This is a genomic window from Phycicoccus flavus (assembly GCF_004025965.2).
Classification (GTDB): domain Bacteria; phylum Actinomycetota; class Actinomycetes; order Actinomycetales; family Dermatophilaceae; genus Phycicoccus; species Phycicoccus flavus.
The window spans coordinates 209,302-222,950 of the sequence record NZ_SAYU02000001.1 but is presented as its reverse complement, the minus strand read 5'-3'; the positions used below and the strand labels follow the sequence as shown (position 1 = coordinate 222,950).

At 74.7% G+C, this 13,649-nt stretch carries 14 protein-coding genes; 7 read left to right on the top strand and 7 right to left on the bottom strand.

The annotated features are described in order from the left end of the window. Window positions 1–69: 69 nt before the first annotated feature. The 4 genes from EPD83_RS01050 to EPD83_RS01035 all read right to left on the bottom strand — a co-directional run bounded on the left by EPD83_RS01050 (window position 70) and on the right by EPD83_RS01035 (window position 3,109). Window positions 70–576: a DUF4395 domain-containing protein gene (locus tag EPD83_RS01050; RefSeq protein ID WP_128364947.1), complete on the bottom strand. Its 507-nt coding sequence runs from the start codon at window positions 574–576 to the stop codon at window positions 70–72. Window positions 577–751: 175 nt separating this feature from the next. Continuing rightward, the gene (locus EPD83_RS01045) at window positions 752–1,612 is read right to left on the bottom strand and encodes a BKACE family enzyme (RefSeq protein ID WP_128364948.1); all 861 of its coding nucleotides are present in this window, start codon (window positions 1,610–1,612) and stop codon (window positions 752–754) included. Between the two features lie 52 nt (window positions 1,613–1,664). Further along, on the bottom strand, window positions 1,665–2,693 hold the full coding sequence (gene ygfZ / locus EPD83_RS01040) for a CAF17-like 4Fe-4S cluster assembly/insertion protein YgfZ (RefSeq protein WP_128364950.1): 1,029 nt from the start codon (window positions 2,691–2,693) through the stop codon (window positions 1,665–1,667). Further along, entirely contained in the window at window positions 2,690–3,109 is a 420-nt protein-coding gene (locus EPD83_RS01035; RefSeq protein ID WP_128364951.1) for a Fur family transcriptional regulator, read from the bottom strand. The genes ygfZ and EPD83_RS01035 overlap by 4 nt, the downstream gene beginning before the upstream one ends. Window positions 3,110–3,166: 57 nt before the next feature. Here EPD83_RS01035 and EPD83_RS01030 point away from each other — a divergent pair, with 57 nt between their 5' ends. Then, window positions 3,167–4,234: an LCP family protein gene (locus tag EPD83_RS01030; protein ID WP_235950275.1), complete on the top strand. Its 1,068-nt coding sequence runs from the start codon at window positions 3,167–3,169 to the stop codon at window positions 4,232–4,234. Window positions 4,235–4,264: 30 nt separating this feature from the next. On the opposite strand, the gene EPD83_RS01025 is transcribed toward EPD83_RS01030, so the two are convergent. From EPD83_RS01025 to EPD83_RS01015, 3 genes are read right to left on the bottom strand one after another with little or no spacing between them, the layout of a single operon-like run. Then, window positions 4,265–4,774 carry an FABP family protein gene (locus EPD83_RS01025; RefSeq protein ID WP_128364953.1) on the bottom strand — a complete coding sequence of 170 codons (510 nt, stop codon included), beginning with the start codon at window positions 4,772–4,774 and terminating at the stop codon, window positions 4,265–4,267. Between the two features lie 35 nt (window positions 4,775–4,809). Beyond that, window positions 4,810–5,673 (bottom strand): hypothetical protein, encoded by an 864-nt coding sequence (locus EPD83_RS01020; protein WP_128364954.1) that lies wholly within the window; start codon window positions 5,671–5,673, stop codon window positions 4,810–4,812. Between the two features lie 16 nt (window positions 5,674–5,689). Next, a complete protein-coding gene (locus tag EPD83_RS01015; RefSeq protein ID WP_128364956.1) occupies window positions 5,690–5,986 on the bottom strand; it encodes a MoaD/ThiS family protein in 297 nt (98 codons plus the stop codon). Window positions 5,987–6,008: 22 nt separating this feature from the next. Between EPD83_RS01015 and EPD83_RS01010 the strand changes: the two genes are divergently transcribed. The 6 genes from EPD83_RS01010 (at window position 6,009) to pstS (ending at window position 13,579) form a co-directional block, all read left to right on the top strand. Next, window positions 6,009–6,707, top strand: coding sequence for a winged helix-turn-helix transcriptional regulator (locus EPD83_RS01010; protein WP_128364957.1), 699 nt, complete (start codon window positions 6,009–6,011; stop codon window positions 6,705–6,707). Between the two features lie 2 nt (window positions 6,708–6,709). After that, the gene (gene mshD, locus EPD83_RS01005) at window positions 6,710–7,633 is read left to right on the top strand and encodes a mycothiol synthase (protein ID WP_128364959.1); all 924 of its coding nucleotides are present in this window, start codon (window positions 6,710–6,712) and stop codon (window positions 7,631–7,633) included. 50 nt (window positions 7,634–7,683) lie between these two features. Further along, entirely contained in the window at window positions 7,684–8,778 is a 1,095-nt protein-coding gene (locus EPD83_RS01000; protein ID WP_128364961.1) for a WD40/YVTN/BNR-like repeat-containing protein, read from the top strand. Window positions 8,779–8,882: 104 nt separating this feature from the next. Then, window positions 8,883–11,207 (top strand): RNA degradosome polyphosphate kinase, encoded by a 2,325-nt coding sequence (locus EPD83_RS00995; RefSeq protein WP_407676006.1) that lies wholly within the window; start codon window positions 8,883–8,885, stop codon window positions 11,205–11,207. 16 nt (window positions 11,208–11,223) lie between these two features. After that, complete coding sequence (locus EPD83_RS00990; RefSeq protein ID WP_128364964.1) at window positions 11,224–12,168, top strand: NUDIX hydrolase; 945 nt, start codon at window positions 11,224–11,226, stop codon at window positions 12,166–12,168. Between the two features lie 295 nt (window positions 12,169–12,463). Then, window positions 12,464–13,579 carry a phosphate ABC transporter substrate-binding protein PstS gene (gene pstS, locus EPD83_RS00985; protein WP_235950274.1) on the top strand — a complete coding sequence of 372 codons (1,116 nt, stop codon included), beginning with the start codon at window positions 12,464–12,466 and terminating at the stop codon, window positions 13,577–13,579. Window positions 13,580–13,649 lie beyond the last annotated feature (70 nt).

Below are 13,649 nucleotides of genomic sequence, written 5' to 3'. Positions count from 1 at the left end.
AAACTCAGGCAAGCGTGAGCGTGGCCACACGGTGACGACGAGGCGCCCGCCGGTGCGGCGGGCGCGGGGTCAGGCGGTGACGCGGGTGCGGCGGCTGATGTCGGCGCAGTCCGCGCACGCGTCCTCGGGGAGGACGCCGAGCGCGATGAGCCGGCCGTACATCCAGCACCCGGCGCAGAAGCCCAGCCCGGCCTCGAGGGAGGCGAAGATCAGGAGCACGGCGAGCAGGCCGACGGCCACGGCGGGGGCACCGAGGGCCACGGCCACGGTGGCGCCGCCGGTGACCGCCAGGCCGATGCCCTGGGCGAAGCGCTTGGGGGCGCCGGCGGCGAACCGGGGCAGCCCGAGGCGCGGGGCGACGACGTGCGCCGCGAGGCGACCGAGCGGGTCGATGCGGGGCCCGGCGGCGACGCGGAGCGCGAACCCGACGGCCAGCAGGGCGCTCGCCCACAGCCACCCGGTGCCGAGCAGGCCCGCCAGGGCGAGCACGAGGGCGGTCAGGACGACGACCCCGGCGGCGACGGTGCGCGCCGCCTTCTCGTTGACGACCTCGGGGAACCCGATCAGTGAAGCCATGGAAGCCATAACTCGGGATTATGCCCACCGATTCCCCGGAGGAGGTTCACCGGCCCGAACCCCGGACCCCGCGGTCTCAGCCCCCTGCCAGCCGGCCGGCCCTCCCCACCCATCGGCGCGCGTCGGGCGACCGGTGCGGCCGAGGGGCGGACGCCGGCACCGGCCGCCGCCGTGCTCACCCGCGCGAGCGACGGTCCTTCACCCCGAGCAGCCCGCGCGCGTCCTCGCACGACAGCGGCGGCCGCTGCAGGAGCGTCGCGAGCTCGGCGGCCCGGGCGACGAGCTCGTCGTTGTGCTCGACGAGCCGCCCCCGCCGCAGGACGACGTTGTCCTCCATCCCGACCCGCAGGTGCCCGCCGGCCGAGAGCGCCGCGGCCATGACCGGCAGGTGACCGCGCCCGATGCCCGTGGCGGACCAGGAGGTCACCTCGGCGGGCAGCATCGCCACCCCGGCCATGAGCGCGGCCGTCGTCGCGGGCATCCCGCCCGGCACCCCGGTGACGAAGTCGACGTGGACCGCTCCGCCGAAGGGCAGGCCGTGGGTGTCGAGCAGCCGCCGCAGCGCGTGCACGTGGCCGAGGTCGAAGAGCTCGAACTCCGGCACGACCTCGCGCTCCTGCGCCTGGACGTACAGCGCGCTCATGAACGGCCAGGGGTTGAGGAAGACGTCGTCGCCGAAGTTCGTCGTGCCGCAGGTGAGCGAGCACGAGTCCGGCTCGGCGTCGAGCACGGTGAGCCGCTGCTCCAGCGGGTCGTGGACCGAGCCGCCGGTGGAGAGCTGGACGACGAGGTCGGTGGCCTCGCGGACGGCGCGCACCGCCTCGCGCAGCAGGCCGGCGTCCAGGGTCGGCCGGTGCTCGGCGTCGCGCAGGTGCAGGTGGATGAGCGAGGCCCCGGCGGCCTCGCAGCGGCGCGCGGTGTCGATAACCTCCTCGAGCGTCGTCGGCAGCTGCGGCAGGTCCGCCTTGGCGTGCTCGGCCCCCGTGGGCGCGACGGTGATGAGGGTGCCGGTGGCCCCGGCGGAGGGCGTCGTCATGCCGCCATCATGGCAGGCCGGTCACCCGGCCGAGCCGCAGGATCTTCGGCGCTCAGGCGGAGACGACGACGGTCTGCGCGCCGGCGATGCGGTCGACGAGAAGATCGACGTCCGTCGGCACCGACCGCTTGACCACGGCCAGCGCGATCGGGCCGTCCTCGTGGTGCCGCGCCACGGACGTCAGCCGGCCGACCTCGCGCTCCCCCACGACCACCGGAGACCCCGCGTCCGGCAGCACGTGCCCCGAGCCGTCGAGGTGGAGGAAGACGAGCCGGCGCGGCGGCCGCCCGAGGTTGTGGACCCGCGCCACGGTCTCCTGCCCCCGGTAGCAGCCCTTGTGCAGGTGGACGGCGGTGCGCAGCCAGTCGAGCTCGTGCGGGATGGTCCGGTGGTCGGTCTCGTGCCCGCAGCGCGGACGCCACGCCGCGACGCGCAGCGCCTCGGCCGCCCACGTCCCGGCCGTCGGCCGGTCACCCACGGCGGCCTCGACCTCCGCGCGCGGCACGAGCAGCTCTCGCCAGGCCCGGCCGTGCGCCGGGTGCCCGTCGACGGGCCCGTAGGCGGCGGTGTCCCCGACGAGCGCCGGCCACGGGTCGACCCAGGCCAGCGGCTCGCCCTCTGCGGACTCGGTGCCGACCGGCTCCCCGAGCACCGCCCAGTCGGCGGTGACGTCGGCGACCTCGACCCGCAGCATGAAGCGCATCGACTCCAGCCACGCGACGAGGGCCGGGGCGGAGCCCGGCTCGACCGTCAGCCACGCGGTCGTGCCGTCGTCGACGACGTGGACCGCGTGCTCGACGTGCCCCTTGGGCGAGAGGACCAGCGTCTCGCGGGACTCCCGCGGCGCCAGGCCCGCCAGCTGCTGGGTCGTCATCGAGTGCAGCCAGGAGAGCCGGTCCGGGCCGGTGACGGTGACGACGCCGCGGTGCGACAGGTCGACGACGGCGAGGCCCTCGGCGAGCAGGCGCTGCTCGCGCATCGGGTCGCCGTAGTGCGCGGCGACGCCGGCGTCGGGCCCCTCGGCCTCGACGGCGCCGTGCCGGCCGAGCAGGGGCGAGGGGGCGGCGGTCGTGGTGGTCATGGGTCCTCCCGGCAGGTGCGGCACAGTCCGTGGACCGCGGCGTGGCTCACGTCCGCGGCGAAGCCGACCTCGGCGTCGACCCGCGCGACGAGCTCGTCGGCGACGTCGAGCGGCAGCTCGCCCACCCACCCGCAGCCGCGGCACAGCAGGTGGACGTGGGTGGCGTGCTCGGCGAGGTGGTAGCTGGGCACCCGGTGGTCGACGTGGGTGTGCCCGACGAGCCCGAGCTCCTGGAGCGCCTCGAGCGAGCGGTAGACGGTGGAGACCGGCAGGGCCGGCCCGCCGTCGGTGGCGACGGACTCGGCGAGCTGCTCCGGCGTGGCGTGACCGAGCCGGCCCACGGCCGCGAGCACGCGTTCGCGCTGCGTCGTGAGCCGTTTGCCGCGGGCGCGCAGCCGGGCTCCGAGGTCGCTCACCCACCCAATGTATGCCGGGCGGGCACGGGGGCTTGCCCCGGTTCCTACACTGGCACGGTGACCGACCAGCGCACCGACGGGGGACTGGACGCCCTCGGGCTCGAGGACCGACCCGAGTCCCGCCACCGTTCCCGCGGTCGCCGCGACCGCCGGGGCCGCCGCCGGGTCCTCGTCGTGCTGCTCGCCGTCGTCGTCCTCGTCATCGGCTCGGTCGTCGGGTTCGCGGGCTTCCTCGGCGTCACCGTCGACCGCAACGTCCAACGCGCGAACCTGCTGCCCCCGCCGGAGCAGGACCCGGTCACCGCCCCCGACGGCTCGACGATCCCGACGTCCGGGACGGGCACGAACTTCCTCGTCATCGGCACCGACGGCCGCACACCCACCGACCGCGGCCGCTCCGACGTCATCATCATCGTCCACATCCCCAAGGACCCGACGACGATCCAGATGATCCACTTCCCGCGCGACCTCTACGTCCCCATCCCCGGGTACGGGAAGAACAAGATCAACGCCGCCTACGCCTACGGCGGCGAGCCGCTGCTCGTCCGCACGCTGCAGGACATGCTCGGCATCCGGATCGACCACGTCGCACGGACCGACTTCGCCGGTTTCGAGGGGATGACCGACGCCGTCGGCGGCGTGCGCGTCTACGCCGAGGAGGGCAACGACGCCACCGGCAACGGCGGCGTGGCGATCCGGAAGGGCTGGAACGAGCTGGACGGCGCGCAGGCGCTGGGCTTCGTCCGAGAGCGCTACCAGCTGAGCGAGGGCGACATCTCCCGCGGCCGCCGGCAGCTGGCGTTCATCAAGGCGCTGCTGCTCAAGGCCACGAGCTCGGAGACGGTGACCAACCCGATCAAGGTCGCGAAGTTCACGAACGCCGCGACCAAGAACCTCGTCGTCGACCAGGACCTGACGATCGGCGAGATGAAGGACTACGCCCTCGAGCTCAAGGGCATCCGCGGCAACGACGTCGTCTTCGCCACCGCGCCGTTCAGCGGCTTCGCGATGGACCCGGTTGCCGGCAGCATCGACGTCGTCGACGAGAAGGGCATGGCCCTGCTCGGCGAGGCGCTGCGCAAGGACCGGATGGACGACTACCTCGACGTCTTCCAGACGCCCTGACGCCCCGGCCGGTGGGACCGCAGCCGAGGGTCAGGCCACCCGCTTGAGCTCCGCGGACAGGTGCGACTGCAGCGACTGCCCGACGGCGGCCATGTCCATGACCCACATGAGGTTGCTCCCGACGTAGCCGTAGAGGCGGTGGGCCGCGGTGTACTCCTTGGCCTCGGGGCTGCGCATGACGCCGTCGGTGCGCAGCTCGACCTTGGCCGACTCGGCCTTGCCGGCGTACATCTCGACGAACCCGGTGGGGTGGGCGAGCAGCAGCTCGACGTTCGTGCCGTCCTCGGCGGGGGTCACCGGGCGCCAGAACCCCAGCTCGGTGGCCAGGGGGCGCACCTGGGTGCCCTCCTCGTCCAGCAGCCAGGTCCGCGACTCCCAGCGCAGGAAGCGCCGTCCGTCGTGGCTGCAGGTGACCTCCTGCCCGAAGCGCGCGGACTCGATCGTCGGGTAGCCGACGACGCCGGCACCGGCCCAGGTGCCGACGAGCCAGGCGAGCGGGGCGAGATCCTCGTGCAGGGTGGCGTCGAGCTGGAAGACCATGCCCCGCAGTCTAGGGACGCGACCGGGCGGGGGCGTCAGCCGACGAAGGCGAGGGCGACGCCGTAGGCGACGACGCCCGGGACGAGCACCCCGGCCGCCGCCGAGGCGAGCTGGCCGGGCACCCGGGTGATGGGCGGCAGCACCGACAGCACCCGCCGCAGCGCGAAGGAGACGGCCGCGACGAGCAGGCCGGTGAGCGCGGCGGCGGCCGGTCGCGGGGCCCCGAGCACGCTCGCCGCGACGATGGCCGAGGCCGCGCCGAGCACCATCGCGACCGGCAGCAGCCAGGCCCGCAGCCGCCGCATCCCGACGGCGAGGTCGGTGAGCGAGGAGACGGCCAGGGCCACGAGCCCGGCGACGGCGAGGTCGGCGGTGGGCTGGTCGAGGGTCAGCGGCAGCCACGTGGTGCCCACGCTGACCAGGGCGAGGCCGAAGGCGGTGATGCCGATGGACTCGGTGAGCCGGGGCCGGCCGTCGCGGCGGACGATCTGGTGGCCGAACATCAGCAGGAGGCCGACGGCGAGCGCCACGGGGACGAGCGAGAGGTCGGGACGGCCGTCGGGCAGCACCGCGGCGACCGGCGCCAGCACCCCGGCGACGCCGATGGCCAGCGAGGACCCGAACCGGCTCGAGCTGCCGAGCAGACGCGGCCAGCCGTAGGCGAGGACGAGCCCGGCCCAGGCCAGGGCCCCGGCGACGACGACGGGGTCGGTGCGGACGGCGGGGACGACGGCCAGGCTGAGGACGACGGTGGCGACGACGACGACCGGACGCGGCACGGTGGCCATCTCCGGCAGGAGCGGCGTGCGCAGCCTCGCCTCACGCCGGGCGCGGCGCGCGGCCCGGGTCTCCGCCGCGCCGCCGGTGGAGCCCCCCGGGCGGGCCGCCTGCTCGTCCACGTCCGGCATCCTCGCATCAGCCCCCGGCGAAGGGCGGGAGGACCTCGACGACGGCACCGTCGGGCACGGGGTCCGCGCCGTCGGCGGCGAGGCCGTCGACGAGCACCGAGCAGACCGGCAGCACGGTGGCCAGCTCCGGGTGCGCCGAGGTCATCGCCGCACGCAGCGCGTCGACGGTGACCGGCCCCGTGTGCGGCTCGGTGTCGACCCCCGCGGCGGCGCGGGCCCCCGCCCAGTAGCGCACGGTGATGCCGGTGGCCGCCGGGACGTCCTGGGTCCCACGGGCGCCCGCGGCTTCCTGCTGCGTGTCCATGACCGCCTATCCTGTGACCCCTATGGCCCACCTGTTGCTGCTGACGAACACCTTGGCGCCCAGCGCCGAGGTCCTTCCGGCGCTCGGGCTCCTCAGCCACCATGTTCGCATCCTGCCCGCGGAGGCGTCCGCGCTGGTGGACGCCCCGGACGCCGACGCCGTGGTCGTCGACGCGCGCCGCGAGCTCGCCATGGCCAAGTCGCTGTGCCGCGTCCTCACGACCACCGGGGTGTCCGCGCCGCTGCTCGTCGTCGTCACCGAGGGCGGCCTCGCGGGGCTCACGAGCGAGTGGGGCGTCGACGACGTCCTCCTCGACACCGCCGGCCCGGCCGAGGTCGAGGCCCGGCTGCGGCTGGCCGTCGGGCGACGCACCGACGCGAGCCCGGCCGAGGAGGGGCCGATCACCGCGGGCGCGCTCGTCATCGACGAGGCGACGTACTCCGTCCGGCTGCGGGGCCGGGTCCTCGACCTCACGTACAAGGAGTTCGAGCTGCTCAAGTACCTCGCGCAGCACCCGGGCCGGGTCTTCACCCGCTCGCAGCTGCTCCAGGAGGTCTGGGGCTACGACTACTTCGGCGGCACCCGCACCGTCGACGTCCACGTGCGCCGGCTGCGGGCGAAGCTCGGGGTCGAGCACGAGCTGCTCATCGGCACCGTCCGCAACGTCGGCTACCGCTTCGTCCCGGAGATCGCCGAGGAGCTCGAGGAGGTCGAGGGCTGACCATGGCGCCCACCGAGCGGCTCACCGCCGTCGGCGACGACCTCGCGGCCGACGTCCGCGCCCTCTGGGGCCGGGCCCACGACGAGGACGGGGTGGCGGCGGTCTCCGAGGCCTTCGCCCTGGCCCTCGGGCCGGCCCGGGAGGGCGTCGTCCACCTCCTGCGCCGCTCCGGCGACGGGACGCTCGTCGGGTACGGCCAGGTCTCCTCGGCCGGCACCGCCGACGCCGTCGCCGAGCTCGTCGTCGACCCGCCCGCCCGCCGGGCCGGACACGGCCGCGCCCTGCTCGACGCCGCCCTGGCCCACGGCACCCGCAGCGTCTGGGCCCACGGCGACCTCGACGCCGCGCAGGCCCTGGCCGCCGCCGGCGGTCTCACCCGCACCCGGAGCCTGCACCGGATGACCCGCCCGCTCACCGACGCCGACGCGCAGGACCCCGCGCTGCCGGACGGGTACACGGTCCGCGGCTTCCGGCCCGGCCCCGACGACGAGACGTGGGTCCGGCTCAACGCCGCCGCCTTCGCCGACCACCCCGAGCAGGGCCGGCTGACCCTCGCCGACCTGCGCGAGCGGATGGCCCAGGACTGGTTCGACCCCGACGGGCTCCTCCTGCTCGAGCGTGGCGGTCGCGTCGTCGCCTTCCACTGGACCAAGGTCGAGCCCGAGGCCGTCGCCAGCCACGCGCCCGGGATGACCGGCGCGCGGCACGGCAGCGGCGAGGTCTACGCCGTCGGCGTCGACCCGGCCGCGCAGGGGCACGGCCTCGGCGGACCCCTCACCGCCCTCGGGGTCGCCCACCTGGCCCGGCGGGGGCTCGCCGAGGTCGAGCTCTACGTCGACGGCGACAACGTGCGGGCCCAACGGACCTACGAGCGGTTCGGCTTCACCGACGCCGCCGTCGACGTCCAGTACTCGCTCTCCCGCTGACCCTCCCCGGTCGGGTGGACAGGAGCGCGGGGCGGGAGCAGGCTGCCGGGATGCGCCGCTCCCTCCGCCGCCCGCTCACCGTCCTCGCCGCACTGGCCCTCACCGCGCCGTTCGCCGCGTCCGTCGCCGTCGCCGCCCCGCCGGGGCAGCGGGCCCCCGACCTCGTGTGGACCACGACGGTCACCGACCCCGACCAGAGCCTGCGCGGGCTGGACGCCGTCGACCGCGTCACCGCGTGGGTGGCCGGCGGCAGCGTCTCCGGTGGCGCGGGCGGGGTGTTCCGGACCACCGACGGCGGCGCGACCTGGCAGGACGTCGCCCCGCCGAACGCCGACCTCAACTTCCGCGACGTCGAGGCGACGAGTGCCACCACGGCGTCGGTGCTGTCCATCGGCGAGGGCGAGGCGTCGCGCGTCTACCGGACCACCGACGGCGGCGCGTCGTGGACCGAGACCTTCCGCAGCACCGAGCCGTCGGCGTTCTACAACTGCATGGCCTTCTTCCCCGGCGGCCGGCACGGCCTGGCCGTCAGCGACCCCGTCGACGGGCGCTTCCGCATCGCGGCCACCGACGACGGCGGCGCGTCGTGGCGGGTGCTCCCGGCCGACGGCATGCCCGACAGCACCGGCGAGTACAACTTCTCGGCCAGCGGCGAGTGCCTCACCGTGCGGGGGAACGTCGCCTGGTTCGGCTCCGGCGGCGCCGACGCCCGGGTGTTCCGCTCGACCGACCGCGGCCGCACGTGGACGGCCGCCGACACCGGCCTGCCGGCCGGGGAGGCCGCGGGCGTCGACGGGATCGCCTTCCGCACCCCGCGGCACGGCATCGTCGTCGGCGGGGACTTCGCCGCCCCGGCGGACGGCACCGACGTCGTCGCGACGACCCGCGACGGCGGCCGCACCTGGACCGACGCCGGTGACCTCACCCACCTCGGGGAGGACGTCGCCTGGGTGCCGGGCACCCGGGCCGGCGTGGTCGTCGTCGGCGAGTCCGGTGCCGTCGGCGGGGTCAGCGTGAGCGGCGACGGCGGCGCCACCTGGATCAGGGCGAGCAGCACCGGCTTCCACACCCTCGACTGCACCCGCGACGGGTCCTGCTGGGCGGCGGGCTCGGGCGGGCGCGTGGCCCGCGCGGCGGTCCGCTGACCGCCCCCTCCCGGGTCTGGTGCGGAGGTGGTCGCCGGGGCAGCCACCCGGGCCCCCGACTCCGGTGATCGGCACGGGTGGACCGCGCGCCGCGACCTGACAGGATGGGTGGCATGACGGCAGAACCCGGGGTGGACGTCGAGGAGCGGGACGACACGAGCGCGCGGGACGCCGCGGCCGAGGCGTCCGCGGAGGCGGCCATCGTCAGCGAGGTCTCCATCGCCAGCGCCTCCGCCAGCGAGACCCGCCACCAGCAGCCGCGCGGCACCAACGGCCGCTTCATGCGGACCCCGGAGCCCGCCGAGGAGGCCGACGACGGCCTGCCCGCCGACCGGTTCCTCGACCGCGAGATCTCGTGGCTGCAGTTCAACGAGCGCGTGCTCCAGCTGGCCGCCGACGCCGACGTCCCGCTGCTGGAGCGGGCCCGCTTCCTCGCGATCTTCGCGCAGAACCTCGACGAGTTCTTCATGGTCCGGGTCGCCGGGCTCAAGCGCCGCATCGCCACCGGCATCGCCGTCCGCTCCGCCTCCGGCCTGGAGCCGCGCGAGGTCCTCGAGCAGATCTCCGGCGTCGCCCACGAGCTGATGACGATGCACGCCCGGGTCTACGCCGAGACCGTCCGGCCGGTGCTCGAGGACGAGGGCATCACCATCGTCCGCTGGGACGAGCTGTCCGAGGAGGAGCACGAGCGGCTGGGCACCGTCTTCGCCGACCGCCTCTTCCCCGTCCTCACCCCGCTGGCCGTCGACCCGGCGCACCCGTTCCCCTACATCAGCGGGCTGTCGCTCAACCTCGCCGTCATCCTCGTCAACCCCAAGACCGGCAAGGAGCACTTCGCCCGCGTCAAGGTGCCGCCCATGCTGCCGCGGCTGCTGCGGGTCGAGACCGGAGCCGCCGAGTCCCCGCTGGCCGACATGTACGACACCCGGTTCGTCCCGCTCGAGGACGTCATCGCCGCCCACCTCGACCAGCTGTTCCCGGGCATGGACGTGCGCGAGCACTTCACCTTCCGGGTCACCCGCAACGAGGACCTCGAGGTGGAGGAGGACGACAACGAGAACCTCCTCACCGCGCTGGAGCGCGAGCTGACCCGGCGCCGCTTCGGCCCGCCGGTGCGCCTCGAGGTCGAGGAGGCCATGGACGACCACGTCCTGGACCTCATCGTCCGCGAGCTCGGGGTGGCCGGCTCCGAGGTCTACCGGCTGCCGGCGCCGCTGGACCTGCGCGCGCTCAACGTCATCGCCGACCTCGAGCGCTCCGAGCTGCACTACGAGCCGTTCGTCGCCCGGACCAACCCCGACCTCGCGCCCACGGAGTCGGCCAAGGCGCGGGACATCTTCGCGAGCATCCGCAAGCAGGACGTCCTGCTGCAGCACCCGTACGACTCGTTCTCGACGTCGGTCCAGGCCTTCCTCGAGCAGGCGGCCGCCGACCCGCAGGTCCTCGCCATCAAGCAGACCCTGTACCGCACGAGCGGCGACAGCCCGATCATCGACGCCCTCATCGACGCCGCGACCGCCGGCAAGCAGGTGCTCGCCGTCGTCGAGATCAAGGCCCGCTTCGACGAGGAGAACAACATCTCCTGGGCCCGCAAGCTCGAGCACGCGGGCGTCCACGTCGTCTACGGCATCGTCGGGCTGAAGACGCACGCCAAGCTCTGCCTCGTCATCCGCCAGGAGTCCGAGGGGATGCGCCGGTACTGCCACGTCGGCACCGGCAACTACAACCCGAAGACGGCGCGCCTCTACGAGGACCTCGGCCTGCTCACCGACGACCAGCAGGTGGGCGAGGACCTCGGGCGGCTGTTCAACCAGCTGTCCGGCATCGCGCCGCGCAGCAAGTTCAAGCGGCTGCTCGTCGCGCCCCGCTCGGTGCGCTCGGGCCTCGTCGCCCACATCGACCAGGAGATCGACCGCGAGCGCGAGGAGCCCGGCTCGGGGCTCATCATGTGGAAGGTCAACTCCATCGTCGACGAGCAGGTCATCGACGCCCTGTACCGCGCCTCGCGCGCCGGGGTGCGGGTGGTCCTCTGGGTCCGCGGCATCTGCGCCATCCGGCCCGGCGTCGAGGGGCTGTCGGAGACGGTCGAGGTCCGCTCGGTGCTCGGCCGCTTCCTCGAGCACTCCCGGGTCTTCTTCTTCGGCGGCGGCGGCGAGCCGGTCGTCTACATCGGCAGCGCCGACATGATGCACCGCAACCTCGACCGTCGCGTCGAGGCCCTGGTGCGGCTCACCGACGACAGGCACGTATCCGACCTGCGCTCGCTCATGGAGCGCGGCGCCGGGGACGAGTACTCGCACTGGGCCCTCGCCGGCGACGGTCGCTGGACCCGGCACCACGTGGGCGCCGACGGCCAGCCCCTGCCGGACCTGCAGACGGCGCTCATCGAGATGCACGCCAAGCGGCGCCGCAAGGCCCGGCGGCGCTGAGCCCCGGCCGGCCCCGATGACGACGACGATCCCCGCGGCGGGGACGCTCCCCTGGCGCGTGGGAGCCGCGGGGCTGCAGGTCGCCCTCGTCCACCGCCCCCGCTACGACGACTGGTCCTGGGCCAAGGGCAAGCTCGACCCCGGCGAGGAGTTCGCCGTCGCCGCCGGCCGCGAGACCCACGAGGAGACCGGGCTGCGGGTGCGCCTCGGGGTGCCGCTGCCGGGGTCCCGGTACACGCTGCTCGGCAAGGACGGGCGGCCCGACGTCAAGGTCGTGCGGTACTGGGCCGCCACGGTCGTCGGCGGCGACGGGCGGCTCGTCAACGAGATCGACGACGTCGTGTGGCTCGAGCCCCGGGCCGCCCACGAGCGCCTCGACTACGCCCGCGACCGCGACCAGCTGCTCGCCCTCGTCCGTCGGCACCAGGCCGGGACGCTCGACACGTGGCCGCTCGTGCTCGTCCGGCACGCCCACGCGGTCTCGCGCAGCGACTGGGACGGCGACGACGACACCTGCCGGCCGCTGGACAAGGGCGGACAGCTCCGCGCCAAGGCCCTCGCCCCCGTGCTCGCCGCCTACGGCGTCCGCCGGGTCGTCTCCTCGCTCTCGGACCGGTGCGTGCAGACGGTGGCGCCGTACGTCCGCACCTCCGACGCCCGGCTGCGCACCAAGCGCGGGCTGTCCGAGGAGGGCTTCGAGGCCGACCCCACCCGCGCGGTCGCCCACCTGGAGCGGGCGCTGGCCAAGGGACGCCCCGTCGCGGTGTGCTCGCACGGGCCGCTCATGCCGACCCTCGTCGACGTGCTGCGCCAGCACGCGGCGGACGCCGCCGCCGACGACCGCGCCCTGCTGGAGCGGGCCGGCGCCGACAAGCTCGACAAGGGCGAGGCGCTGGTGTGCCACGTCTCCGGCACCGGGGCGCGCGCCCGGGTCGTCGCCGTCGAGCGTCACCGTCCCTGAGCCCGGCGGAGGCGCCGACCCCGCGGGCGTCGTCCCCCGCCGGCTCGGTTGCTGCGCCGGGTCCCTTCCTCGACGCCCCGGCGGCCCGTCCGGCCCCACCCGTCCCCCGCGTCCCCGGGGCCTGACCGTCCCGTCGGGGAATGCTCGGGTGCCGTTCACGCCGCGTTCACCCGCGACGGGCCACCGCGTCACCCACCGTCCCTAGCGTTCCCGCCGTACGACCACGAGGGTCCTCTCCGGGTGCTCCCGAGGAGGACCGGCGTGGCCCCGGAACCCCAGAGAGGTCCAACCCATCGTGAAGCGCAGCCTTTCGGCGTGGTCGGCGGTCTCCGCCGCGGTCGCCCTGTCCATGACGGTCGCCGCCTGCGGCGCCGCCAACGAGAACACCGGCGGGTCCGGCTCGGGCTCCGGCTCGTCCGACGCGGCCGGCGGCTCGTCGGTCTCCGGCACCATCTCGGGCGCCGGTGCCAGCACCCAGACGGTCGCCCAGCAGACCTGGAAGGCCGGCTTCGAGGGCGACAACCCCGACGCCACGGTCAACTACGACCCCATCGGCTCCGGCGGTGGCCGCGAGCAGTTCCTGTCCGGCGCGACCCAGTTCGGCGGCTCGGACGCCTACCTCTCCGACGAGGAGCTCGGCCAGGTCCCGACCGAGTGCGGCGACGTCATCGAGTACCCGGTCTACGTCTCGCCCATCGCCATCGCCTACAACCTCAAGGGCGTCGACAACCTCAAGCTGGACGCCGACACCCTCGCCAAGATCATGAAGGGCGAGATCAAGACCTGGGACGACCCGGCGATCAAGGCCCTCAACGACGGCGTCGACCTGCCGGGCACGACCATCGTCCCGGTGCACCGCAACGACGAGTCCGGCACCACCGAGAACTTCACCGAGTACCTGCACGCGGTCGCCCCGAAGGTCTGGACCGACGAGGCCGACGGCAACTGGCCGGTCTCCGGCGGCGAGTCCGCCAAGGGCACCCAGGGTGTCGTCCAGGCCATCACCGCCGGCGACGGCTACATCGGCTACGCCGACGCCTCGCAGGTCGGTGACCTCGGGGTCGCCGAGATCAAGGTCGGCGACTCCTTCCAGGGCCCGAGCGCCGAGGCCGCCGCGAAGATCGTCGACGAGTCCGAGCGGGTCTCCGGCCGCGGCCAGTACGACTTCGCCATCGACATCAAGCGCGACGTCGCCTCCGAGGGCGTCTACCCGATCGTCCTCGCCTCCTACACGCTGGCCTGCAGCACGTACAAGGACCAGGAGACGGCCGACCTCGTCAAGGCCTACCTCACCTACACCGTGAGCGCCGACGGGCAGAAGGCCGCGGCGGACGCCTCGGGCAGCGCCCCGATCAGCGACAGCGCCACGGAGAACGCGAAGAAGGCGATCGACGCCATCTCCGCGGGCTGACCTACCATCGGCGCGGAGGTCGTCCCCGAGAGGACGGCCTCCGCGCCGCCGCGCACCACCCGGGACCCCG

Coding starts and splice junctions, on each gene's coding strand:
- EPD83_RS01050 (WP_128364947.1), bottom strand. CDS start 576: ATGGCTTCACTGATCGGGTTCCCCGAGGTCGTCAACGAGAAGGCGGCG.
- EPD83_RS01045 (WP_128364948.1), bottom strand. CDS start 1,612: ATGACGACGCCCTCCGCCGGGGCCACCGGCACCCTCATCACCGTCGCG.
- ygfZ (WP_128364950.1), bottom strand. CDS start 2,693: ATGACCACCACGACCGCCGCCCCCTCGCCCCTGCTCGGCCGGCACGGC.
- EPD83_RS01025 (WP_128364953.1), bottom strand. CDS start 4,774: ATGGTCTTCCAGCTCGACGCCACCCTGCACGAGGATCTCGCCCCGCTC.
- EPD83_RS01015 (WP_128364956.1), bottom strand. CDS start 5,986: ATGGACACGCAGCAGGAAGCCGCGGGCGCCCGTGGGACCCAGGACGTC.
- EPD83_RS01010 (WP_128364957.1), top strand. CDS start 6,009: ATGGCCCACCTGTTGCTGCTGACGAACACCTTGGCGCCCAGCGCCGAG.
- mshD (WP_128364959.1), top strand. CDS start 6,710: ATGGCGCCCACCGAGCGGCTCACCGCCGTCGGCGACGACCTCGCGGCC.
- EPD83_RS01000 (WP_128364961.1), top strand. CDS start 7,684: ATGCGCCGCTCCCTCCGCCGCCCGCTCACCGTCCTCGCCGCACTGGCC.
- EPD83_RS00995 (WP_407676006.1), top strand. CDS start 8,883: ATGGGTGGCATGACGGCAGAACCCGGGGTGGACGTCGAGGAGCGGGAC.
- EPD83_RS00990 (WP_128364964.1), top strand. CDS start 11,224: ATGACGACGACGATCCCCGCGGCGGGGACGCTCCCCTGGCGCGTGGGA.